The sequence below is a fragment of the Streptomyces sp. M41(2017) genome (genome assembly GCF_002078175.1).
Classification (GTDB): Bacteria; Actinomycetota; Actinomycetes; order Streptomycetales; family Streptomycetaceae; genus Streptomyces.
In genome coordinates, this window is sequence record NZ_MWFK01000001.1 from 2,924,277 (window position 1) to 2,944,883 (window position 20,607).

18 protein-coding genes and 1 riboswitch are annotated in these 20,607 nt (G+C 72.3%); of the genes, 9 read left to right on the plus strand and 9 right to left on the minus strand.

Features of this window, described 5'->3' with window-relative positions; all coding sequences use genetic code 11:
• Positions 1–37 precede the first annotated feature (37 nt).
• Positions 38–1,789, plus strand: a complete 1,752-nt coding sequence (locus B0675_RS12935) for a GMC family oxidoreductase (protein WP_081221755.1) — start codon at positions 38–40, stop codon at positions 1,787–1,789.
• Positions 1,790–1,926: 137 nt separating this feature from the next.
• Here the strand turns inward: B0675_RS12935 and B0675_RS12940 are convergent, their stop codons facing one another.
• Positions 1,927–2,946, minus strand: coding sequence for an LAETG motif-containing sortase-dependent surface protein (locus tag B0675_RS12940; protein WP_081218946.1), 1,020 nt, complete (start codon positions 2,944–2,946; stop codon positions 1,927–1,929).
• A 220-nt stretch (positions 2,947–3,166) separates the two neighbouring features.
• On the opposite strand from B0675_RS12940, the gene B0675_RS12945 reads away from it, so the two are divergent.
• Positions 3,167–4,354 carry a hypothetical protein gene (locus tag B0675_RS12945; RefSeq protein WP_107482616.1) on the plus strand — a complete coding sequence of 396 codons (1,188 nt, stop codon included), beginning with the start codon at positions 3,167–3,169 and terminating at the stop codon, positions 4,352–4,354.
• A 607-nt stretch (positions 4,355–4,961) separates the two neighbouring features.
• Here B0675_RS12945 and B0675_RS12950 read toward each other — a convergent pair.
• Complete coding sequence (locus tag B0675_RS12950) at positions 4,962–5,246, minus strand: chorismate mutase (RefSeq protein ID WP_081218947.1); 285 nt, start codon at positions 5,244–5,246, stop codon at positions 4,962–4,964.
• Positions 5,247–5,572: 326 nt separating this feature from the next.
• On the opposite strand from B0675_RS12950, the gene guaA reads away from it, so the two are divergent.
• Positions 5,573–7,153 (plus strand): glutamine-hydrolyzing GMP synthase, encoded by a 1,581-nt coding sequence (guaA, locus tag B0675_RS12955; protein ID WP_081218948.1) that lies wholly within the window; start codon positions 5,573–5,575, stop codon positions 7,151–7,153.
• 66 nt (positions 7,154–7,219) lie between these two features.
• On the opposite strand, the gene B0675_RS12960 is transcribed toward guaA, so the two are convergent.
• Positions 7,220–7,690 (minus strand): pyridoxamine 5'-phosphate oxidase family protein, encoded by a 471-nt coding sequence (locus B0675_RS12960; RefSeq protein WP_081221757.1) that lies wholly within the window; start codon positions 7,688–7,690, stop codon positions 7,220–7,222.
• A gap of 195 nt (positions 7,691–7,885) precedes the next feature.
• Here B0675_RS12960 and B0675_RS12965 point away from each other — a divergent pair, with 195 nt between their 5' ends.
• A complete protein-coding gene (locus tag B0675_RS12965) occupies positions 7,886–8,680 on the plus strand; it encodes a class II aldolase/adducin family protein (RefSeq protein ID WP_081218949.1) in 795 nt (264 codons plus the stop codon).
• 178 nt (positions 8,681–8,858) lie between these two features.
• Here B0675_RS12965 and B0675_RS12970 read toward each other — a convergent pair whose 3' ends face one another.
• A complete protein-coding gene (locus B0675_RS12970) occupies positions 8,859–9,740 on the minus strand; it encodes a DUF4429 domain-containing protein (RefSeq protein WP_081218950.1) in 882 nt (293 codons plus the stop codon).
• Between the two features lie 311 nt (positions 9,741–10,051).
• On the opposite strand from B0675_RS12970, the gene B0675_RS12975 reads away from it, so the two are divergent.
• Both B0675_RS12975 and B0675_RS12980 read left to right on the plus strand, forming a co-directional pair.
• On the plus strand, positions 10,052–11,290 hold the full coding sequence (locus tag B0675_RS12975; protein ID WP_081218951.1) for a hypothetical protein: 1,239 nt from the start codon (positions 10,052–10,054) through the stop codon (positions 11,288–11,290).
• A 437-nt stretch (positions 11,291–11,727) separates the two neighbouring features.
• Positions 11,728–12,258 (plus strand): DoxX family protein, encoded by a 531-nt coding sequence (locus B0675_RS12980; protein WP_081218952.1) that lies wholly within the window; start codon positions 11,728–11,730, stop codon positions 12,256–12,258.
• 35 nt (positions 12,259–12,293) lie between these two features.
• On the opposite strand, the gene B0675_RS12985 is transcribed toward B0675_RS12980, so the two are convergent.
• Entirely contained in the window at positions 12,294–12,524 is a 231-nt protein-coding gene (locus B0675_RS12985; RefSeq protein WP_081218953.1) for a hypothetical protein, read from the minus strand.
• Positions 12,511–13,887 (minus strand): PspC domain-containing protein, encoded by a 1,377-nt coding sequence (locus B0675_RS12990; RefSeq protein ID WP_081218954.1) that lies wholly within the window; start codon positions 13,885–13,887, stop codon positions 12,511–12,513. The genes B0675_RS12985 and B0675_RS12990 overlap by 14 nt, the downstream gene beginning before the upstream one ends.
• 242 nt (positions 13,888–14,129) lie before the next feature.
• Here B0675_RS12990 and B0675_RS12995 point away from each other — a divergent pair, with 242 nt between their 5' ends.
• Together B0675_RS12995 and B0675_RS13000 are read left to right on the plus strand one after the other, a co-directional pair.
• On the plus strand, positions 14,130–15,419 hold the full coding sequence (locus tag B0675_RS12995) for an ATP-binding protein (RefSeq protein ID WP_107482789.1): 1,290 nt from the start codon (positions 14,130–14,132) through the stop codon (positions 15,417–15,419).
• The gene (locus B0675_RS13000) at positions 15,416–16,123 is read left to right on the plus strand and encodes a response regulator transcription factor (RefSeq protein WP_081218956.1); all 708 of its coding nucleotides are present in this window, start codon (positions 15,416–15,418) and stop codon (positions 16,121–16,123) included. Before B0675_RS12995 ends, B0675_RS13000 begins: the two co-directional genes overlap by 4 nt.
• Before the next feature lie 36 nt (positions 16,124–16,159).
• On the opposite strand, the gene B0675_RS13005 is transcribed toward B0675_RS13000, so the two are convergent.
• Positions 16,160–17,254 (minus strand): C40 family peptidase, encoded by a 1,095-nt coding sequence (locus B0675_RS13005; RefSeq protein WP_081221758.1) that lies wholly within the window; start codon positions 17,252–17,254, stop codon positions 16,160–16,162.
• Between the two features lie 453 nt (positions 17,255–17,707).
• Here B0675_RS13005 and B0675_RS13010 point away from each other — a divergent pair, with 453 nt between their 5' ends.
• A complete protein-coding gene (locus tag B0675_RS13010) occupies positions 17,708–18,061 on the plus strand; it encodes a hypothetical protein (RefSeq protein WP_081218957.1) in 354 nt (117 codons plus the stop codon).
• On the opposite strand, the gene B0675_RS13015 is transcribed toward B0675_RS13010, so the two are convergent.
• Complete coding sequence (locus tag B0675_RS13015; RefSeq protein ID WP_081221759.1) at positions 18,039–19,064, minus strand: tellurite resistance/C4-dicarboxylate transporter family protein; 1,026 nt, start codon at positions 19,062–19,064, stop codon at positions 18,039–18,041. The two genes, B0675_RS13010 and B0675_RS13015, sit on opposite strands and share 23 nt — an antisense overlap.
• Positions 19,065–19,168: 104 nt before the next feature.
• Positions 19,169–20,332, minus strand: a complete 1,164-nt coding sequence (locus B0675_RS13020; protein WP_081218958.1) for a C40 family peptidase — start codon at positions 20,330–20,332, stop codon at positions 19,169–19,171.
• Positions 20,333–20,339: 7 nt separating this feature from the next.
• Positions 20,340–20,511: riboswitch (cyclic di-AMP (ydaO/yuaA leader) on the minus strand.
• Positions 20,512–20,607 lie beyond the last annotated feature (96 nt).

Consider the following 20,607-nt stretch of genomic DNA (forward strand, 5'->3'; position numbering starts at 1 on the left):
GGCAGCGGACACCGGCGAGGGAACGTACGACTACGACGTGCTCGTCGTCGGCTCCGGCTTCGGCGGCTCCGTCACCGCCCTGCGGCTCACGGAGAAGGGGTATCGCGTCGGTGTCCTCGAAGCGGGCCGGCGCTTCACCCGTGAGGCGCTCCCCAAGAACTCCTGGGACATCAGGAACTACCTCTGGGCCCCGCGGCTCGGCATGTACGGCATCCAGCGCATCCATCTGCTGGGCAACGTGATGGTCCTCGCGGGCGCCGGGGTGGGCGGCGGTTCCCTCAACTACGCCAACACCCTCTACGTGCCGCCGAAGCCGTTCTTCGACGACCCGCAGTGGAAGGACATCACCGACTGGGAGGAGGAGCTGAAGCCGTACTACGACCAGGCCCGGCGCATGCTGGGCGTGCGGCTCAACCCGACGATGACCCCGTCGGACGTCCACCTCAAGGCGGCGGCCGAGCGGATGGGCGTCGGGGACAGCTTCCACCTGGCGCCGGTCGGCGTGTTCTTCGGCGACGGGCAGGACGCGGACGGAGCGGCGAAGGCGACGGCGGGCCAGGAGGTCGCCGACCCCTACTTCGGCGGCGCGGGCCCCGCGCGCAAGGCGTGCACCGAGTGCGGCGAGTGCATGACCGGCTGCCGTCACGGCGCGAAGAACACCCTCAACGAGAACTACCTCTACCTCGCGGAGAAGGCGGGCGCCGTCGTCCACCCCATGACGACGGTCGTGTCGGTCACGGACGACTCGCGGGGCGGGTACGCCGTACAGACGCTCCCGACGGACGAACGGCGCAAGGGGGAGGGGCGCACGCTCACGGCGCGCCGGGTCGTCCTCGCGGCCGGCACGTACGGCACCCAGACCCTGCTGCACCGGATGAAGGCGGGCGGGCAGCTCCCGTACCTGTCGAAGCGGCTGGGCGAGCTGACCCGCACCAACTCCGAGGCGCTGGTGGGCGCGCAGACCGACGACCGGCGGTACCGCAAGCTGCACGGAACGCCCAAGGCCGACTTCACCCGGGGTGTCGCGATCACCTCCTCGATCCACCCGGACGAGAACACGCACATCGAACCCGTCCGTTACGGCAGGGGATCCAATGCGATGGGCGGCCTCTCCATCCTCCAAGTCCCGTACGCGGAGAGCTCGTCGAGGGTCGCCGGCTGGTTCGCCAACGCGGCCCGGCACCCACTGCTCGTGCTCCGGTCGCTGTCCAACCGGCGCTGGTCCGAGCGCACCATCATCGGGCTCGTGATGCAGTCGCTCGACAACTCCCTGACGACGTACCTGAAGCCGAAGGGCGCGGGCAAGGGGCTGTTGACGGCACGTCAGGGACACGGCGCCCCCAACCCCAAGCAGATCAAGGCGGCCTCCCAGGCGGCCACCACTCTCGCCGAGGAGATCAACGGCTTCGCGGGCAGCAACGTCGGCGAACTGATGGGCACGCCGCTCACCGCGCACTTCCTCGGCGGCTGCCCGATCGGCGCCGGCGCGGAGGACGGGGTCATCGACCCGTACCACCGGCTGTACGGCCACCCGGGGATCTCCGTCGTCGACGGTTCGGCCGTCTCCGCGAACCTCGGCGTCAACCCGTCCCTGACCATCACGGCGCAGGCCGAGCGGGCGATGTCCTTCTGGCCCAACAAGGGCGAGGCCGATCCGCGTCCGGCGCCGGGAGCCGCGTACGAACGCCTCAAGGCGGTCGAGCCGTCCCGGCCCGCGGTCCCGGCCGACGCGTTCGGCGCGCTGCGGCTCCCGTTCCTGGGCATGCCGACGGTGCCGCCGAAGGCATAGACCGGACCACCCACCCAGGGCCCCGCGGAGGGCCCGAGCGGAGAAGGACCACGCGAAGAAGGACCTGCGCCCCCCTCCTGGCGCAGGTCCTTCTCCGTGTCCGGGCCGAGGCCCGCGTGCTGGGGTGTCCGTTCGTGTTACGCGGTCGCGTCACCGGACTTGCGGCGACGGACGACGATCAGCGCGCCGGCACCGGCGACGACGGCGATACCGCCGGCGAGCGCGATGGTCGGCAGGGCGGAGGACGAACCCGTCTCGGCGAGCGAGCCGGTGGCGTCCACCTTCTTGACGTCCTTGATCTCCTTCGCGCCACCGGTCTGCGGCTTGGAGTCCGGCGGGTCGCCCGCGTCCGAACCGGCGGCCAGGATCGCGAACTCGTAGATCCAGCCGTTCGGGTCGTCCGCGATCCAGCAGCCCGCGTCGTCCGCGTACTGCGCGAAGCCCGCGGTGATGCCGACGGCGTCCGGCACCTTGCCGCTGACGCTCAGCCGGAGCTGGTACGAGGTGGAGGCGCCCGCGTTCAGCGAGAACGGGGTGAACGTGCCGCCCTCGCCCGCCGCGCCGGCGACCTCCTTCCAGGAACCGGAGGCCTTGTCGAGGACCTGGACGGTGATCTTGCCCGAGTAGTCCCTGCCGTCCCAGCCCGCGGCCGCGACGCCGATCAGCGGGGTGATGTCCGCGATGGCGCGGTCGCCGTGGTTGGAGACGTTGTACTTGAAGGCGGTCCAGCCGCCGCCCGCGACGATCCGCTGGGGCAGGCCCGTCAGGCTGCTGGTGAGGTCGGCGCTCAGCTCGCTGACGTCCTCACCGTTCTCGTCGACGCAGATGTCCGCCGGGGTGCTCCCGCTCGGACTCGGCGAGGCGGAGGAGGACGGCGAGGCGGACGCGGACACCGAGGAGGACGCCGGTGCGGACGCGGAGGGGCCGGAGCCGCCCGGCGTGGTGGCCGTCGCCGGGGCGGACGTGGCGTCCGTGGGCTCGGGGGTGGTCTCGGACGAGCTCGGCGAGGCCGACGGGGACGGAGACTCGGACGGGGAGGCGCTCGCGCTCGGGGTGGCGCTCTCCTCCGCGAAGGCGGCCGGGGCGACCGACAGCAGCGCGAGCGGGGCTATGACAGCCGTCGCGGCCGCGGTGGCCAGGGCACGGCGAATCTTCATGAAGACCTCGGGAGTCCGGTGCGCGTCGACGCGAGGCGCACGGGTGGTTGGTGCGGTTGAGGCCTCCGCTGTGGGGCGCGGGTGTGGCCGTTGGTTCTGCAGGTGTGACCGGCGAAGGCCGCGAAGGGTTGTCCGGTACTTCACAGAATTCTTATGTGGGCTGAGTCACATCCATATGCGCCTTGTGTACATGCATTCGAACGGCTTAGAACTGACCCTCGTGTCTGAGAAGCAGCCCGAAGAAGCCGGGCCCCCAGCGGTTCCTGACGATGTGTGGGAGCGTTTCGCGCGCGACAGCGAGCGCGACATCCGGAGCTCCGCGCCGAAGGAGCCGTCCGCGCGGGCTCGCCTGGTGACGGAGCGGCTGCGCCAGGAGGACGCCCGGGCGGCCGAGCGCTCCCGCCGCACCTTCCGCAGGACCCCGCCGCGCCCCGCGCAGCCCGAGGGCTGGCGGACCGGCCCCGCCTGGCGCGAGATGGACGGACGCGCCGCCCGGCGCCGGAGGCTGTGGGCGATCCTCGGCATCCCGCTCGCCGTCGCCGTCGCGGTCGTCGCGATGAAGCCGTCCCTGCTGCCGGGTGACCCCTTCGGTACGTCGCCCGACACTCCCGTGGACACCCTCCCGCTGCCCGCGGAGACCACGGCACCGACCGCGCCGCCGTCCGCCGACGCATCCGGAACGCCCACCCTGGACCGGCCGTTCGCCGGATCGCCCGCAGAGCGCTGGGCCGACGGCGCGGCCGGCATCGTCCTGCCGAAGGCCACCCCGGTCGGCTCGCTCACCGAGGAGCAGGTCGCGACCGCGCTGGACAACACGAAGAAACTGCTCGTCGGGGCGAATCTCGCTCCGGCGACACTGCGCGGGGAGCGTCCCGCCGCGGCGATCGCCGTCCTCGATCCCAAGGTGCCCGGCATGATCCGTGACGTGAACCGGTGGCTGCGCGCACCGGACCGCGAGCACGATCCGCTGGTGCTCTTCAGCCGGTTCGACCCCGACGAGGCCCGCCCGGTCGGGAAGGTCGTCAAGACGCGTGGCCGGATCACGTTCAAGGCGGGCAAGAACGCGGCCGTGGTCGTCCACGCCGACTACACCTTCGTCTACCCGGTGACCCCGGCCGACGGGAACTCCACCGAGGTCGCCCGCACCATCGTGCGGCGCGTCGTCGATGTCGCGTTCTCCGACCCGCGGAAGTTCCAGGTCACCCCCGGCAAGGTGCGGATCGTCGAGTTCAGCGAGGACATCGGCAACTCGGCCTGCGACGTCTACGACGGCTTCCTGCACCCGCAGTTCGACTCGACCGGCACCCCCGGAGCGGCGCCGACCGGCCCGACGACCGACCCCTACGACCGCAGCCGTGACATCGGGAGTGCCACCACCGGCAGCTGTGGCACGGTGTCGCGCACCTGACCGCGTCCGCGGCCGACGCCCGCTCGCCCCGGGCCGTGTCCGTGCCCGGGCACGGCGAAGGGCCCCGCGGAACGGTGTCCGAAGGGCCCTTCTTCCGTCAGCACCGACGTCAGGGCAGCGCCGGTGCCTGGAGGCGGCGCCGGGGGGGGGGGTGCGCCGCTGGTCACGGGGTGGTCGCGGCGAGGGGGCCGCGGCACGAATTCAGTTGTGCGCTGTTCTCGCTCGTGCGGATGTCGCGACGGCCTCCGCAACCGTCCGGCATCCCTGAACAGATTCCGCCGGGCGGCCCCGGGCGTCCCCGGAGCCGACCGTCCATGAGTGACCGGGCTGCTGTCCCCTGCCGTCCGGTCACACCACCTGGAGCGAGGTCCCACGACGCACGGCACGATCCGTACGTCTCATCGCTCCAGCGGAGCCACGCGTGGTTCTTTCGGGCCCGCCCCTGGCTGGCACGGACACCAGGAGAAACGAAGCCCGCGCCGCCCCGGTCACGCGCCGTACGGGTGAGAGGCGATGCGTACGTGCGTACGCCGGGTAAGGGGCCGTCAGCCCTGGACGCCGGGGGCCCGTCGTCCTGTCGCGTGCGGGATCGGAGTCGCGTGGGCGGTCAGACCCGGCCGCGGCACAGTTCGAGGAGGGTCATGGCCAGCGAGGTGCCCGGCTTGCCGAGCGCCTCCCGGTAGTGGCCGAGGATCTCCATCTCGCGGGAGAGGTTCACCCGGCGGCCGCCGGAGGTCATCCGGGCCTCCTGGATCACCGCCGAGACGGCCATCCGTTCCTGGACGAGGCCGATGATCCGGTCGTCGAGTGCGTCGATGCGCTCACGGGCGCCGGTGATCACGTCGGCGGCCTCGTCGGTGCGGGCGCCGGTCTTGTCGAGTACGTCGGTCATGGCGGGGCTCCTCGGTGGAAGGGGTGCCCCGGAGCCGCCGGGCCCGGAAACGGCAGACGCCCCGGGCCTTGTCGGCCCGGGGCGCCTGGGAAGTCGCTTGTCAGTTGCTCAAGCAGCACGACCATGGCAGCCGGTGGGCCGGTTGCCATAGGTAAACAGGAACGTCGTGTGCGTGAGCATGACGGCAGTATGCACGCGTGCGGGGACCGCGGCCAAGCCGGTTCGGATCGTGAGACCCCGGGCCGGGAGACCGGGCGGCGCCACCCCCACCCAGGCCCCCGGTAGAATCGGCCCCACACCCTTTGCTCACCGCCGGAAGGCAGACCGTGCCAGAAGCGTCCCCCGCCGCCCCCGACACCGTCCTGGTCGTCGACTTCGGTGCGCAGTACGCCCAGCTCATCGCCCGTCGCGTCCGTGAGGCCCGGGTCTACAGCGAGATCGTGCCGAGCAGCATGCCGGTCGAGGAGATGCTCGCCAAGAACCCGGCCGCGATCATCCTCTCCGGCGGCCCCTCGTCGGTGTACGCGGAGGGCGCCCCGCGCCTGGACCGCACGCTCTTCGACGCCGGCGTCCCCGTCTTCGGCATGTGCTACGGCTTCCAGCTGATGGCGACGACCCTCGGTGGCACGGTCGACAACTCCGGCGCCCGCGAGTACGGCCGTACGCCGCTGCACGTCTCGAAATCCGGCTCCACCCTCTTCGAGGGCACCCCGGACGAGCAGCCGGTGTGGATGTCGCACGGCGACGCCTGCTCCGCCGCTCCCGAGGGCTTCACCGTCACGGCGTCCACGGACGTGGTCCCGGTCGCCGCCTTCGAGAACGACGAGAAGAAGCTCTACGGCGTCCAGTACCACCCCGAGGTCATGCACTCCACGCACGGCCAGCAGGTGCTGGAGCACTTCCTGTACCGCGGCGCGGGCATCACCCCGACCTGGACCACCGGCAACGTCATCGACGAGCAGGTCGCCCTCATCCGCGAGCAGGTCGGCACCAAGCGCGCCATCTGCGGGCTGTCCGGCGGTGTGGACTCCGCGGTCGCCGCGGCCCTCGTCCAGAAGGCCATCGGCTCACAGCTCACCTGTGTGTACGTCGACCACGGTCTGATGCGTCAGGGCGAGACCGAGCAGGTCGAGAAGGACTTCGTCGCCGCGACCGGCGTCCAGCTCAAGGTCGTGGACGCGGAGGAGCGCTTCCTCACCGCGCTCAAGGGCGTCTCGGACCCCGAGGAGAAGCGGAAGATCATCGGGCGCGAGTTCATCCGCGTCTTCGAGCAGGCCCAGGCGGAGATCATCGCCGAGGCCGCCGAGGGTGAGGATGTCGCCTTCCTCGTGCAGGGCACGCTCTACCCGGACGTGGTCGAGTCCGGCGGCGGCACCGGCACGGCCAACATCAAGTCCCACCACAACGTGGGCGGTCTTCCCGAGGACCTCGAGTTCCAGCTCGTCGAGCCGCTGCGCCAGCTGTTCAAGGACGAGGTCCGGATGGTCGGACAGGAACTCGGCCTGCCGGACGAGATCGTCCAGCGCCAGCCGTTCCCCGGCCCCGGCCTCGGCATCCGCATCGTCGGCGAGGTCACCAAGGAGCGCCTGGACCTGCTCCGCGCCGCCGACGCCATCGCCCGCGAGGAGCTGACCGCCGCCGGTCTCGACCGGGACATCTGGCAGTGCCCGGTCGTCCTGCTCGCCGACGTGCGCAGCGTGGGTGTCCAGGGCGACGGCAGGACGTACGGCCACCCGATCGTGCTCCGCCCGGTGTCCAGCGAGGACGCCATGACGGCCGACTGGTCCCGCCTGCCGTACGACGTCCTGGCGAAGATCTCGACGCGCATCACGAACGAGGTCGCGGACGTCAACCGCGTCGTGCTCGACGTGACGAGCAAGCCGCCGGGCACCATCGAGTGGGAGTAGCCCTCCCGCGAGGGGTGCTCCTCCCGCGGGTGGCGGTGATCCCGTCGCGCGTGGGTCCGACAGGCCCTAGGTCCGCTTGAGCGTGCGCACCGGCGCGCCGGGCTTCCAGACCTGGACGACCAGATATTTCTCGTCCTCCACGTAGGTCCGTGTGACCTCCGTCAGTTCGGTGCGGAAGAGGTGGAACGGCTCCGGCGGTTCCACCTCTTTCCCGTACGCGGCCTTCGCGGGGTCGCCGTCGCCGACCTCGACGGCCCGGCCGCTCACGCGGACGTCGCCGCCGCCCATGTCCGTGCCGGCCCCCGGGTTCGCCTGGAGCGCGAAGCGCGGGTCGCGGCGGAGGTCGAGGGCCTTCAGCGAGTCCGGCATCATGCCGAGCCACAGCTCGCCGCCGACGATGCGCACCTCGATGCCGGACGTACGCGGCGAGCCGTCCCGGCGAAGGGTCGCGAGGGTGTGGTGGGTGAAGGCGCCGAAGCGGGCCTCGACGGTGGCGGCGAGTTCGGGTTCGGCTGCGGAGAGGGCGTCCCAGTTCATGCGCTCCAGTCTGCCGTCCATACCCGACATCTTCTGTCGTGTTTCCGGCGATGCTCGGCCCCGTCCCGTCCTCTTCCGGGCCCCGTTCCGTTTTTTCTCACCCGGAACACCATCTCTCCCCGGCCACCCCTGTTCTCCTGCGCTGACCCCGGGTAACTTCCGCTCCGTACCGAACACGCCAGTGCTGGAGGACCTATGCACGGGCCCACCCCGCCCCTGCCCCGCCCCACCGACCAGCTGCGGTTCGCCATGCCGCCGATGCACGAGTCCCTCGACGACGAACGGCAGCACCGCAAGGAGCGGCTGGCCGGCGCGCTGCGCCTGTTCGGGCGGCTCGGCTTCGAGGACGGTGTCTCCGGGCACATCACCGCACGCGACCCGGAGTACAGCGACTGCTTCTGGGTCAATCCCTTCGGCATGCCGTTCAAGCACGTCACCGTGAGCGACCTGGTGATGGCCAACCAGGACGGCCAGGTCGTCCAGGGCCGCTATCACGTCAACCAGGCCGCGTTCACCGTGCACTCGCAGGTCCACGCCGCCCGCCCCGACGTGGTCGCCGTCGCCCACTGCCACTCCGTGCACGGCCGCGCCCTCGCCGCCCTCGGCGACCTGCTCGACCCGATCACCCAGGAGAGCTGCGCCTTCTACGAGGATCACGCCCTCTACGACGCGTACACCGGGGTCGCCGTCGACGCCGAGGAGGGCCGCAGGATCGCGAACGCGCTGGGCAGCCGCAAGGCGCTGGTGCTGCGCAACCACGGGCCGCTGACCGTCGGGGACTCGGTGGACGCCGCGGCCTGGTGGTTCCTGTCCATGGAGCGCTCCAGCCAGGTCCAGCTCACCGCGAAGGCCGCCGGCCGCCCCCTCCTCATCGACCACAAGCAGGCCGTCGCCACCCGCGAACAACTCGGCGGCGACCTGGTCGCCTGGATCAACTACCAGCCCCTGTGGCAGGACATCAGCCGCAGCGAACCGGATCTCCTGAGCTAAGGGCCGTCCCGTAATCCCCGGTGGATCAGCGCGCGGCGTCAGATGCGGTGCATCGCAAGGCGGAGGGTCGTCCTCATACTGGGCGTATTCGGGCGATCCGACAACGCGGCGAGGTGCCGTAGCTGTCGTCGTGCGCCCGCCGGGGATTACGGGACAGCCCTTGGGGCCGCGGGCGGCCCTAGAAGCCGCGCAGGACCGCCGCCTTCGTCAGGGCGAACTCCTCGTCCGTCAGGACGCCGTCGCGGTGCAGGTCGCCCAACTCCCGCAGCCGGCGCAGCAGTACGTCGTGGTGGTCGGAGCGCGGCGGCACGACCGCGGCCGCCCGAGGGGCGTCCGCGGCCTCGCCGGCGCGCGTCGAGGGATGCGGCAGCCGTGCCGTGACCGCCGCCGCGACCAGGGCCGTGAGCAGGTCGCGGCGGGTGCTGCCCCACAGGTGGAGGGCGTACGGGTCCTTCTCCGCCGGCAGTTTCGAGAACACGGCGTCCCGCGTCACGAAGCGCAGGAAGCCGTCCTCGAAGCCGGAGTTGGGCAGCCACTCGACCTGCACCAGGTCGCCCGTCGCGATGATCCGCGGCCCCGTCGCCCGCTTGACCCGGTCCGAGGTGTCCGCCCAGTCGATCCGTACCTGCGTCCCGTCGAAGGACACGGTCCCGTCGCTGGACCGGACCGACACCGGGACGGGCGGGCCCGTGAGCAGATACGCCGTCGCCGGCTCCTTCGGGATCTGGTCCAGGAGCAGTGCGCGGCGGATCTCCTCGGCGACGTACGCGGCGACACCGGAACGGTCCACGTCGACCGCCAGCCGGTAGGGGTCCGCCGCGTCCGGGAGCCGGCCCCCGGTCGCCTGGAGCAGCGGATCGGCGCCCTCGCGCAGCCGCAGTCTCAGCCGGCCGCGCTTGCGTTCGGGCTCGTGCGCGACACCCGCCACCGCCTCCAGCGGGACGGAGACCTCCCCATACGTCTGCCGGAACAGCGGGACGCTGCGGTGGAGTCCCGGCGTGATCCGGACCGTGCTGCCGTCGAAGGCCCAGGTCCCGTCCCGCTGGATGATCTCGGCCATGGGGAAATTCTCGCAGCCGGGTCAACACGGAGTCCCGCACTTCACCCGCGCTGACCCGACCTGACGAATGCGGCCGGTGCTCCGTACGGCACAATTCGCTGTCAATAAGGGGCAGTTGTGGGTCGGCTGTACGAGAGTTCCGGCGCGGGAAGGCGGCAGTGGGCGTGGCGGTGCAGGAGGCGAGACACGGTGCGGGGCACGGTGCCGGGTCGGGTGCCGGATCGGGCACCGGACAGGGCGGCGGGCAGGGCGCGGGCCGGGGTGGTGGCCCGGTCGGCGGGCAGGACGGGACACGGGGCGGGGGAGCGGGCGTGCACGAGGGTGGCTGCACGTGCGGGGACTGTCCGCACGGGGCGCGTACGGGGCACCGGCGCGCGGTCGCCGAGTTCCTCGCCAAGCGCGACGCGTTGGCGTCCGGACAGGGCCTGCCCGCCGGCGTCGCGCACTCCGCCTCCGCGTCCCGGCAGTGGGTGTCCGACGAACTCACCCAGTCCGCGGACCTCGTCGCCGAGCGCGGGCGCCTCGACGGCGAGGCCTGGCTGGGGCGGTTGTGGCGCTCCACCGCGTACACCGTCTGGGGCGCCACCGTCGCCCTCCTCCTCGTCCAGGCGCTCACCGCGATCGGCGCGGGCTGGACGGCGGCACGGACCGCCGGGCTGGTCGCCGCGGTCGTCCTCGCCGGACTGCTCACGGGGGCGGCGTGGCTGCACCGGGCGCGCGGCGGTGCTCTCGCTCCGGTCATCGGTGAGGACAATCGTCTCTCCACCTCCCGTGCGGTCGCCGCCGGTTGGGTCCTGCTCGCCGTGTACGCCGTGCTCGTGCTGGTGGGCCGGCTCGGCGCCGCCTCCGGGCACGGCCGGCGGGACGAGCTCATCGCCGGGCTGGAACTCGCCCGCGGCGCCGGGATCGTGACCGTCGTCGCCGTGGTGTGCGGGGTCGCGGTGCTCGTGCGCAGGGTGGTGGGGCTGCGGGTGCTGGGGCAGCGGCTGCAGAAGGTGCGCGCGGACCGGCCGCGCGCGGCCGACCTGCTGACCGACGACTCGGGGCGCGGCAGTTTCGCCGACATCCAGTACGTCGTGATCAGCGCGGTCGCTCTCGTCTTCGCGGCGGTGCGGTTGGCGCGGCGGCCGTCGCAGCTGCCGGACCTTCCGTGGGGGCTCGCCGTGCTGGTGCTGGTGTCGGCGGCCACCTATCTCGCCGGGAAGTACGCCGAGGGCGGCCGACCGGTGATCCTCTCCGTGGTCCGCGCCCGCGAGGCGGGCGACCTCGACGCGCCGATCCGCACCGGGGACGACATCGAGATCCGGGGGGCCGGCTTCGTCCCGCCGGGCGCACAGGGCGCCGCGCGGCTGTCCCGGATGGTCGTACGGATCGGGCCGGTGCACGTCCACGTCCCGCTGATCCCGGTACCCGGCGGCTTCAGCAACCCGACGGACGCGGTCCTGACCGTGCCGGTACCGGTGGACGTCGAGGCGGGCCGGGTCGAGGTCCAGGTGGTGACGGCGGCGGGCGTGGAGACGAATCGGTACGGCATCGATGTGACGGAGTAGGCCGCGGGGTGGCCGCGGTTCGCGGTGCCGGTGCGGTGGTGGGTCGGGGCCGTGCCGGTACATCCGCCCGTCGCCGTTGAATCAGACGTGGGTCGAGCAGCGGGACTGCTCGACCCGGACGTATGCGACGGGCATCTGATGTACCGGCACGGCCCCTTCCGCCGGATGCCGTCCGCGGTCCGTGTGTGGCCGGGGCGGTCTCGTCCGCTCGGGGGAAACTTGCAGCCCCTCCGGCGTTCGAGGAGCGGGGTCCGGGGCGGAGCCCCGGGTACGGGTCGGGTAGGGGCGGAGGGGGCGAGGGGCGGTTGGTGGGGTCGGGCCCGGGCGTCCTGGAAGTCGGGGCAGGAAAAGGGGGCGGGTGTTGAGCGCGGAAGCGTGTTCGTACGTATGGTCTGTTGAGGGGTCAACAGAACCCGGGTGAGAGGCGGCGCAGAGCGATGACTCACGGTATGCGGTCGGACACGCACGACCCGTATCTGGAGGAGAGGCGAAGCTGGCGGGACACCGCGAGCCGCTACGCCCTGCTCCCCCTACGCGTCTTCCTCGGCGTCACCTTCATCTACGCCGGCCTGGACAAACTCACCGACAGCGCCTTCCTGAAGTCCTCCGGCTCGGGCTCGATCGGCGACATGATGCGCACGGTCCGCGACTCCTCCGCGATCCCGGCCCTCGTGGACCTGTCCCTGAAGAGCCCCGTCGGCTTCGGGTACGCCATCGCGTTCGGTGAACTGGCCGTCGGCATCGGCACGCTCATCGGCCTGCTGGCCCGCATCGCCGCGCTGGGCGGCGCCCTCATCTCGCTCAGCCTGTGGCTGACGGTGAGCTGGGCCTCGGACCCGTACTACTACGGCAACGACCTGATCTATCTGATGGCGTGGCTCCCCCTCGTACTGGCGGGTGCTTCCGTCTTCTCGCTCGACGCGGCGCTACGGTCCCGGCGCGGGCAACGCGCCGGGTCCTACAACTAGGGCCGCCTGATCCGGGGCTGCGACCAGGAACCGGATCACGACGAGGAACCCACGCCGCGCGGGCGCCTGTCCGCGCGGCGTCCGCGTACCGCGTGGGTCACGGAGGCCACCGCGCTCGCCAGGCACAGGCCGCCGACGACGACCGGGATCATCACGAACCACGGGGTCACCCACCAGCCGCCGGCGTCCCCGGCGAAGGCGACGCCCGCGCCGGTGAGGGCGAAGCCCGCGACCAGCTTGCCCGGCTGGAACTCATGACGCGGCACGAGCCACCTCCGCCTGGCCCACGCCGACCTGGAGATCGAGGTCGAAGGTGCCGCCGTCCTTCACGACCGTCGCCGGAGGCAGGGTCAGCTGCTTGTGCTTGCCCGGTTGCACGTCCACGTCCTTCTCGTTGTCGCCCGGCAGTTGGATGTCCCCGACGCCCACCTCGATGGTGAGCCGTACCGTCGCGCCCTTGGGGACGATCACCTTCAGCCGGCCCGCGCCCACCTGCGCGTTCGTCTTCACCGTCTGCCCCTTGGCCAGGTCGACGTGGCTCAGGTCGAGGGTGCCGACGCCCGTGCCGAGGTCGTAGTCGGGCCGGACGTCGGCCGCCGACACGGGGATCCAGTCGGTCCGCACCCAGTGCGTGGTGATGTCCTTCGGCAGGGCGGCGGAGGCGGCCAGCAGGCCCGCCGTCACCACGGCCAGGAAGATCGACCCCGCGCCCGTCCGTCCGAGGAAGGCACTCAGGGCGATGCCCAGGCCGAACACGACGAGCGCGGCGGCGAGGCCGGCCTGGAGGCTGGTGCCGAGTGCCTGGTCGTCCCAGGTCAGCCCGGTGCCGAGGCCGCCGGCCAGCAGGGCGAGGAGGAAGACCCGGCCGCCGATCCACCGCGAGCCGCGCTGTCTCGGCTCGCGGCCTCGGTGCGGATCGGTCCGTGAGGTGCCGCGGGCGATGTTGAGCGCCGCCGCCACATCCCGGTCCTGGGCCTCCCCGGGGCCCCACAGATAGCCGGTGCCGCCGACGTGCGAGCCGTCCTTGACGATCGGGTCGCGCCACCAGGACGGGTACGACGCGGGCACCGGGGGGGCCTGTGCCGCCGGCGGAGCGTCGGCGGCCGCCTGGGCGGCGAGCGGGTCGGGGTCCGGGGCGTCCCGGTGCCGCGACCAGTACCCGGCGCCCGCCAGCAGCAGCGAGAGGACCACGGCGAACGTCAGCACGCTGCCGTTGTTGAGCATCGAGAGGAAGACACCGCAGCCGACCAGCGCGAACAGCACGGCGGCCAGCGCCTGACCGTCGACGCGGCCGGTGAGCAGCTTGCGGACCTCGTTCTCCTCGTCGTCGTCGTACGGGACGAAGAGCCAGGCGAACCCGTAGAAGATGAGGCCGATGCCGCCGGTCGCGGAGAGCACCGCGAGCACGACCCGGAAGATCACCGGGTCCATGTCGCACTGCCGGCCGAGCCCGGCGCAGACCCCGCCGATCATCTTCTGCCGGCGGTCGCGCCGGAACCGGGCCGGGATGTCGGAGACCGCGGTCGCACCGCCCCGTCCCGCCGTGCGGCCCTCCCCGGGAGCGCGCGGCTCGTCACCTGGCCCGGAGCCGGGGCCCGGCTCCGCCGCCGCGTGCTGCTGATCTGTCATGCGTCCATGGTGACGGGCGGGAGGGCCCGGCGGCAGTCGGGACGACCCTGGCAGAACCCTGATATCCGGCCCCGAGGGTGTCCGAGGGTGTCCCGAGGGAGAGGCGGGAGCAATCGAGGGGAGGGGCGGGGGCGTTCTCGGGCGCCGGATCCGGGAGATCCGTGGGGCGTCCCGGAAGATCAGGGGAGTATCCGGGGCCGACCCTGATGCCCGGGCCCGTCGGGCGTGTGACCATCGATGCCATGCCGGAAGCCGCAACCCTGCCCGTCGACGACCCGCGGCCCGCGCGCAAGCTCTACCGCAGCAGCGACGGACGCTGGCTCGGGGGCGTGGCGCGCGGGCTCGCCGGGCACCTCGGGCTGCCCGTGATCTGGCTGCGCCTGATGTTCGTCGGCCTGTTCATGGCGGACGGACTCGGCGCCCTGCTGTACGCGGCGTTCTGGTTCTTCGTGCCGCTCGGCGTCGGCGGCGTCGGCGCCGGCCGCACCCCGGCGTTCACCGCGGAGACCTCGCCGGACGGCCGCCGCAGGCTCGTGGCCCGCAAGCCCGACAAGGGTCAGATCGTCGCCCTGCTCCTCATGGTCGTCGTCGCCCTGGTCTTCGTCGGGAACGTGAATCTCGGCGGCGGCACCAAGGCGTACCTGTGGCCCACGGTCCTCGTCGGTGCCGGTGTCGCCCTGGTCTGGCGCCAGGCGGACAACGCGCGCCGGGCCCGCTGGGCCGAGGTCGGCCGCCGTCGCCGCACGCTCACGCTGCTGCGGTCCGCGGCCGGTGTCCTGCTGGTCACCGCCGGCGTCTCCGGGATATTCGTCCTCCAGGGCTCGGCGGCCCACCTCGGCTCGGTGCTCCAGGCCGCCCTCGCGGTCCTCGTCGGCATCGCGCTCCTCGCCGGCCCCTACCTCGTGCGCATGACCCAGGACCTCTCCGAGGAGCGACTGATGCGCATCCGCGCGCAGGAGCGGGCCGAGGTCGCCGCCCACGTCCACGACTCGGTGCTGCACACCCTCACCCTGATCCAGCGCAACGCGGAGAGCCCCGGCGAGGTGCGCCGCCTCGCCCGTGCCCAGGAGCGCGACCTGCGGGCCTGGCTCTACAAACCGGAGGGGACGGGCAAGGACGAGGACGAGGAGCCCGACACCCTCGCCGAGGCCGTCCGGCGCAACGCCGCGGAGGTCGAGGACAAGCACGGCGTCCCCATCGAGGTCGTCGTCGTGGGCGACTGTCCGCTCGACGAGGGCCTGACCGCACAGATGCAGGCCGCGCGGGAAGCGATGGTGAACGCGGCCAAGTACGGTGGCGACGGCGGCGCCGTACAGGTCTTCGCCGAAGTCGAGGGAAGGACGGTCTTCGTGTCCGTCCGCGACCGCGGCCCGGGGTTCGACCTCGACGCGATACCCGCCGACCGCATGGGCGTCAGAGAATCGATCATCGGCCGCATGGAGCGCAACGGCGGCACGGCGCGACTGCGCGCGGTGCCGGACGGCGGCACCGAGGTCGAGCTGGAGATGGAGAGGGCGGAGAAGACGTCATGAGCGACGCGAACGAGCCTGTTGAGTCCGGCGGCACCGAGGACGGACGCCGGGTGCGTGTGGTCCTCGTCGACGACCACCGCATGTTCCGTACGGGCGTGCAGGCCGAGATCGGGGAGACCGGGCGGACCGGCGTCGAGGTGGTCGGAGAGGCCGCGGACGTCGACCAGGCGGTCACCGTCATCACCGCCACCCGTCCCGAGGTCGTCCTCCTGGACGTGCACCTTCCCGGGGGCGGCGGCGTCGAAGTGCTGCGCCGCTGTGCCCCGTTGATGGCCGACGCCGAACAGCCGGTCCGCTTCCTCGCGCTGTCCGTGTCGGACGCCGCGGAGGACGTCATCGGCGTGATCCGCGGCGGCGCCCGGGGCTACGTGACCAAGACGATCACCGGCACGGACCTCGTCGACTCCGTCTTCCGTGTCCAGGACGGCGACGCGGTCTTCTCCCCGCGCCTCGCCGGCTTCGTCCTCGACGCGTTCGCCTCCACCGACGCCCCGCCCGTCGACGAGGACATGGACCGCCTCACCCAGCGCGAGCGCGAGGTCCTGCGCCTCATCGCCCGGGGGTACGCGTACAAGGAGATCGCCAAGCAGCTGTTCATCTCCGTCAAGACGGTCGAGTCCCACGTGTCGGCGGTGCTGCGCAAGCTCCAGCTGTCCAACCGCCACGAACTGACCCGATGGGCCACGGCACGACGGCTGGTGTGAGGCCGTCGGCCGGGCCCGGGGACCGGAACCCCCGGGTCACACCACCCGCGTGGCCCCCGCGAACGGCATCTGGTCGATCGGGGCCAGACGGACCGGCGCCGACGGGTTCGGGGCGTGGATCATCTGGCCGTCGCCCACGTAGATGCCGACGTGACTGATGCCCGAGTAGAAGAACACGAGGTCGCCGGGCTGGAGTTCGGAGCGGGAGACCCGTTGGCCCGCGTTGATCTGCGCGTACGTCGTCCGGGGCAGGGACACTCCGGCGGAGCGGTACGCGGCCTGGGTGAGCCCGGAGCAGTCGAAGGCGTTGGGGCCGGTGGCACCCCACACGTAGGGGCTGCCGAGTTTCGAGTAGGCGAAGGCGACGGCCTCCGCCGCACGCGAGGTGGGCGCCGCGGTCGTACCGGACGAGCCGGACGTACCCGCCTCGGCGGCGGTCACCGGGGCGGGTACGCGGGCCGAGGAGCGTGAGGCGCGCTGCTGTCCGCCCTCCGCGCCCTGTTCCGCGTACTGCGTACGCTCAGCGGGGCTGAGCCGGGCCAGCAGGCCGCGGGCCGCCTCCAGCTTCCCGGTGATCGTCTTCTTCTGGCGCTTCAGCTCGGCCTGTCGGGCCTTGAGCGAGGTCAGTTCGACATGGGCGGCGCCCCGCAACTGCTCGATCTCCCGCAGCTGTTTGCGCACCCCGGCGACGGCCGCCGACTGGCGGGTGCCGACCCGCTCGGCGAACGCGGCACCGTCCAGGTACCGATCGGGGTCGTCGGACAGCGCGAGCTGCACGGCGGGGTCGATGCCACCGCTGCGGTACTGCGCCGCCGCCATCGAACCGAGCGCCTCCCGCGCCGAGTTGAGCCGGTCCTCCTTGCGGGCCGCCTCGTCCCGCAGGGTCCGCAGGTGCTTCTCCGCCGTCTTGGCCTTCTCCTCGGCGCCGTTGTACTTCTCGGTGGCGACCTCCGCCTCCTTGTACAGCGTGTCGACCTTGGCCTTCACCTGGGTCGGCGAGAGCTGGGGATCGGCGTGGCCGACCCCGTCGAAGGCGGTCGCCGTCGCCGCGCCCGCGAGGGCGATGGTGACTGCAGTGCGGGCCGTGTTTCCACCGATAGAGCGCTGCCTGGTCCTGCGGTGCGCTGCCACGAGGGCCCACATCCTTCCGTGCGACCGTCCCTGTCGGGCCGGTCAAGCGGTGACATGTCCGGCGGCGGCCCACACAGGGGGAGCGTGCCGCCGCCGGACCTTCTCGGCGGTGGTGTCCGGCCGGCCGCCCCTGGCCCGGGCGGGTTGGTGGAACGCCGGTCACCTGGGGGAGGACGCTAAACCTGCGCGTGCGGCGTCGGTGACACCATGTACGGAACTGTCGCCACTGGATCGCCCGGTGACCGAACGCGACCGGTATCCCCGCCCGGCCTCACCGACTTCACCCAGCTCGCTGACCGAAGCGGCGAATCCCGGACGACCGGAGTGACTCCGGTGCTATGGCTGACGGCCGGTGCCCACGAGCCCGGGGAGGGCCCGGTGACCGGAGGGGCCGGGGCGAAGGGGTGGCCCGGTGGGAGGACGCCCGAGGGTGCCCGATTAGGCTCCGGCCCCATGGACGTACTCATCCATCTCTTCGTCGGCCTGCACATCATCGGCATCGCCGCGCTCCTCGGCGGCTTCCTCACCCAGATGAAGGCGATGGGCCGCGGCACCGCCCGCTTCGTCCCCGCGATGCTGCACGGCGCGCTCACCATGCTCGTCACCGGTGTCGCGCTCGTGGGCCTCAACCAGGCCGACGACAACACGGTCGACACCGTCAAGATCGGCGTGAAGCTGGCCCTGCTGATCGTGATCCTCGGACTCGTCTACGTGAAGCGGGACGACGAGAAGGTCGACAAGAACCTCTTCGGCCTCGTGGGCCTGCTCACCGTCGCGAACATCTTCATCGCGGTCCTCTGGACCTGACCGGCCGGCCTCCTCCCGGGTCGCCGGGTGTGGCACCCCGCGCCGTCGACCGCGCCGCCAGGACCGCGCCCGCGGCGACCGCCAGCCACGCCGCCACCGAGAGCCACAGCAGGACCTCTCCGAGCCCCTTGAGCCAGGACACGTCGAGGGCGGCCGAGACGGCGAGGGCGGCCACCGCCGTCATCCCCATCGGGAACACCGTCCCCCAACGCTCCAGCGCGTAGCGCGGGCGCGGCCACACCACCTCCGCCACGAGCAGCACGCAGAACCCGACGAGGGCCAGCGTCACCAGCACGGTGGTCGTCGCCCGCAGCGCACCCTGGTCGTCGTCGTTCCACAGGTACGGGTTCACGTGGTGCGCGGCGACGAGCGCGGCCCCCGCCAGCGCCGAGATGCCGAGGGCGCCGCCCGCGATCCAGTGGTCCCCGGCGCCCCGTGTCACCTCCCGCACGTCGAACCGCGTGTACGCGATCACGTAGAGGATGAGCCCCAGCCAGAACAGCACCATCGCGGCATGCGCGAGCCAGTCCCAGCGCTCGGCCGACGCGACCGCCGAGCCCAGCACCGACAGGCCCTGCGTGGCCACGCAGACGAGGAACACCCCGCCCGTCGCGCGCCGCCGCCAGTGCCGTACGACGGCCACGAGCAGCACGGGCCAGAGCAGGGCCGCCAGTGCGAGGAGGGCCTCGGCCAGGGTCTGCCACCCCAGTGCCGAGAAGCGGATGCCGAGCACGGTCGTCGCCGCGACGGCGGTCAGCCCGGCCGGTGTGCCGGCCTCCCGGACCCACCGGGCCCGGTCCCGCACCAGCCGGACGGCGAAGTCCGCGGCGAGCGCCAGCCAGCCGACGGACGCGAGGGCCAGCGCGATCCGGGAGAGGGTCTCGTGGTCGGTCAGATGCAGGCCGACCGAGAGGATGCCGGTGGCCATGACGGCGGCCCCGGCGGCGGGCGCCCGCCGCGCCCACCAGGCGGGGATCTGAGGACGGTCTGACGTATCCGGCATGTCGGGCATGCGCCCGATGCTAGGGACCGCGGGACCGGTTGCCGGTGGGGCACGCGTGCGTGGCGCCGATTCGGCCTCCCCGCGCGCGTGCCCGCGAGAGGCGCCTAGGCGGGGCGCACCACGCTGTGGATCGCCGAGGTGCCGTCGTAGTAGATCGACTCCTCGCGGACGTACGCTCCCGGCTTCGGCGCGTGGATCATCATGCCGTTGCCGATGTAGAGCCCGACGTGGCTGATGTCGTCGTAGAAGAAGACCAGGTCACCGGGCTTGGCGTCGGTGAGGGAGACCGTCGTGCCGGCGTTCACCTGGTCGTAGGTGACACGCGGCAGGGAGACACCGGCGGCCTTCCAGGCGGCCTGGGTCAGGCCCGAGCAGTCGTAGGAGTCCGGGCCGGTCGCGCCCCACACGTACGGCTTGCCGATCTGTGTGCGGGCGAAGGCGAGCGCCTTGCCGGCCTTCGTCGTGTACGAGGGGTCCGTGGCCGTCGCGCCGGACGAGCCGGTGGTGCCGCCCGACGACGACCCCTGCTCGGTGGTCTTCTCCTTGGCCGCCTTCTCCGCCGCGGCCTGCTGACGCGCCAGGTCCGCCGCCTTGGCCGCCGCCTGCTCCCGCTTCTTCTTCTCGATCGCCGCCAGCCGCGCCTTCTCCTCGGCGGTCAGCTTCGAGAGCAGGTCGCGGGCCGCCGAGAGCTTGCGCTGCACCGTCGCCTTGGACGTCTTGAGGGCGTTCTGTGAGGTGGTCAGCGACTGGAGGCTCTCGCTGGCCTCGGTGCGCTTCTTGGTGGTCGCCGCCTGCTCGGTGACGTAGTCGTCGACGGCCGCCTTCTGCCGGGTCGTCAGACGGCTCATCAGCTGCGTCTGGTCGAAGTAGTCCTGCGGGTCGTCGGCGAGCAGCAGCGTCGCGGTGCCGGGCGTGGAGGCACCCGTGCGGTACTGCGCGGCGGCGAACGAACCCAGCTCCTCGCGCGCGGAGTTGAGCTTCTCGGTGCGCTCGGCCACGTCGTCGAGGAGGGTGTCGACCCGCTTGCGCTGCTTGGTGGTCCTCTCCCGGGTGGCGTTGTACTTCTCGGTGGCCGTCTCGGCCTGGTGGTAGAGGTCGTTGACCTTCTTCTCGACCTCTTCGACGCTGGGCTTCGGCGCGGCCGGGGGCGCGGCGTTCGCCGTCTGGGAGAGCAGGGCCACGGAGGTGAGGGCCGCCGTCGCGAGGGCGGGGGTCCGTATGCCTGCCATGCGCGAACCCGTAGGACGCGACTTGCGGTGCGACGCCAAGAGAGGCGACTCCTTCCGTCATCCGCCTACCGGGTTAGCTGTCGGGTTCGGGCGGGTGGTTCCGGAAGGTTTGCCCTACGGTCCTGGCCCCTCGGGGCGGTCGGACCGATTCACCCCAGGTCGGTGGGTCCCCGGCTCCGGCCGCCTGGTGGGCGGGCCGAACTCGGCGGAGGCCGCTCGGCCCGGCGACGTTCGCCGGTTGCGGTCGGGCGGCCTTCCAGCACGCTAGCCAACTCGTGTGGCCCGTGTGAAGGTTGGAGTGCGATATGCCCGAT

Bases quoted from the DNA above. Each gene is read 5' to 3' on its own strand.
- B0675_RS12940 (WP_081218946.1), bottom strand. From the start codon at position 2,946: ATGAAGATTCGCCGTGCCCTGGCCACCGCGGCCGCGACGGCTGTCATA.
- B0675_RS12950 (WP_081218947.1), bottom strand. From the start codon at position 5,246: ATGACCGACGTACTCGACAAGACCGGCGCCCGCACCGACGAGGCCGCC.
- B0675_RS12960 (WP_081221757.1), bottom strand. From the start codon at position 7,690: ATGAACTGGGACGCCCTCTCCGCAGCCGAACCCGAACTCGCCGCCACC.
- B0675_RS12965 (WP_081218949.1), top strand. From the start codon at position 7,886: ATGCACGGGCCCACCCCGCCCCTGCCCCGCCCCACCGACCAGCTGCGG.
- B0675_RS12970 (WP_081218950.1), bottom strand. From the start codon at position 9,740: ATGGCCGAGATCATCCAGCGGGACGGGACCTGGGCCTTCGACGGCAGC.
- B0675_RS12980 (WP_081218952.1), top strand. From the start codon at position 11,728: ATGACTCACGGTATGCGGTCGGACACGCACGACCCGTATCTGGAGGAG.
- B0675_RS12990 (WP_081218954.1), bottom strand. From the start codon at position 13,887: ATGACAGATCAGCAGCACGCGGCGGCGGAGCCGGGCCCCGGCTCCGGG.
- B0675_RS12995 (WP_107482789.1), top strand. From the start codon at position 14,130: ATGCCGGAAGCCGCAACCCTGCCCGTCGACGACCCGCGGCCCGCGCGC.
- B0675_RS13000 (WP_081218956.1), top strand. From the start codon at position 15,416: ATGAGCGACGCGAACGAGCCTGTTGAGTCCGGCGGCACCGAGGACGGA.
- B0675_RS13010 (WP_081218957.1), top strand. From the start codon at position 17,708: ATGGACGTACTCATCCATCTCTTCGTCGGCCTGCACATCATCGGCATC.
- B0675_RS13015 (WP_081221759.1), bottom strand. From the start codon at position 19,064: ATGCCGGATACGTCAGACCGTCCTCAGATCCCCGCCTGGTGGGCGCGG.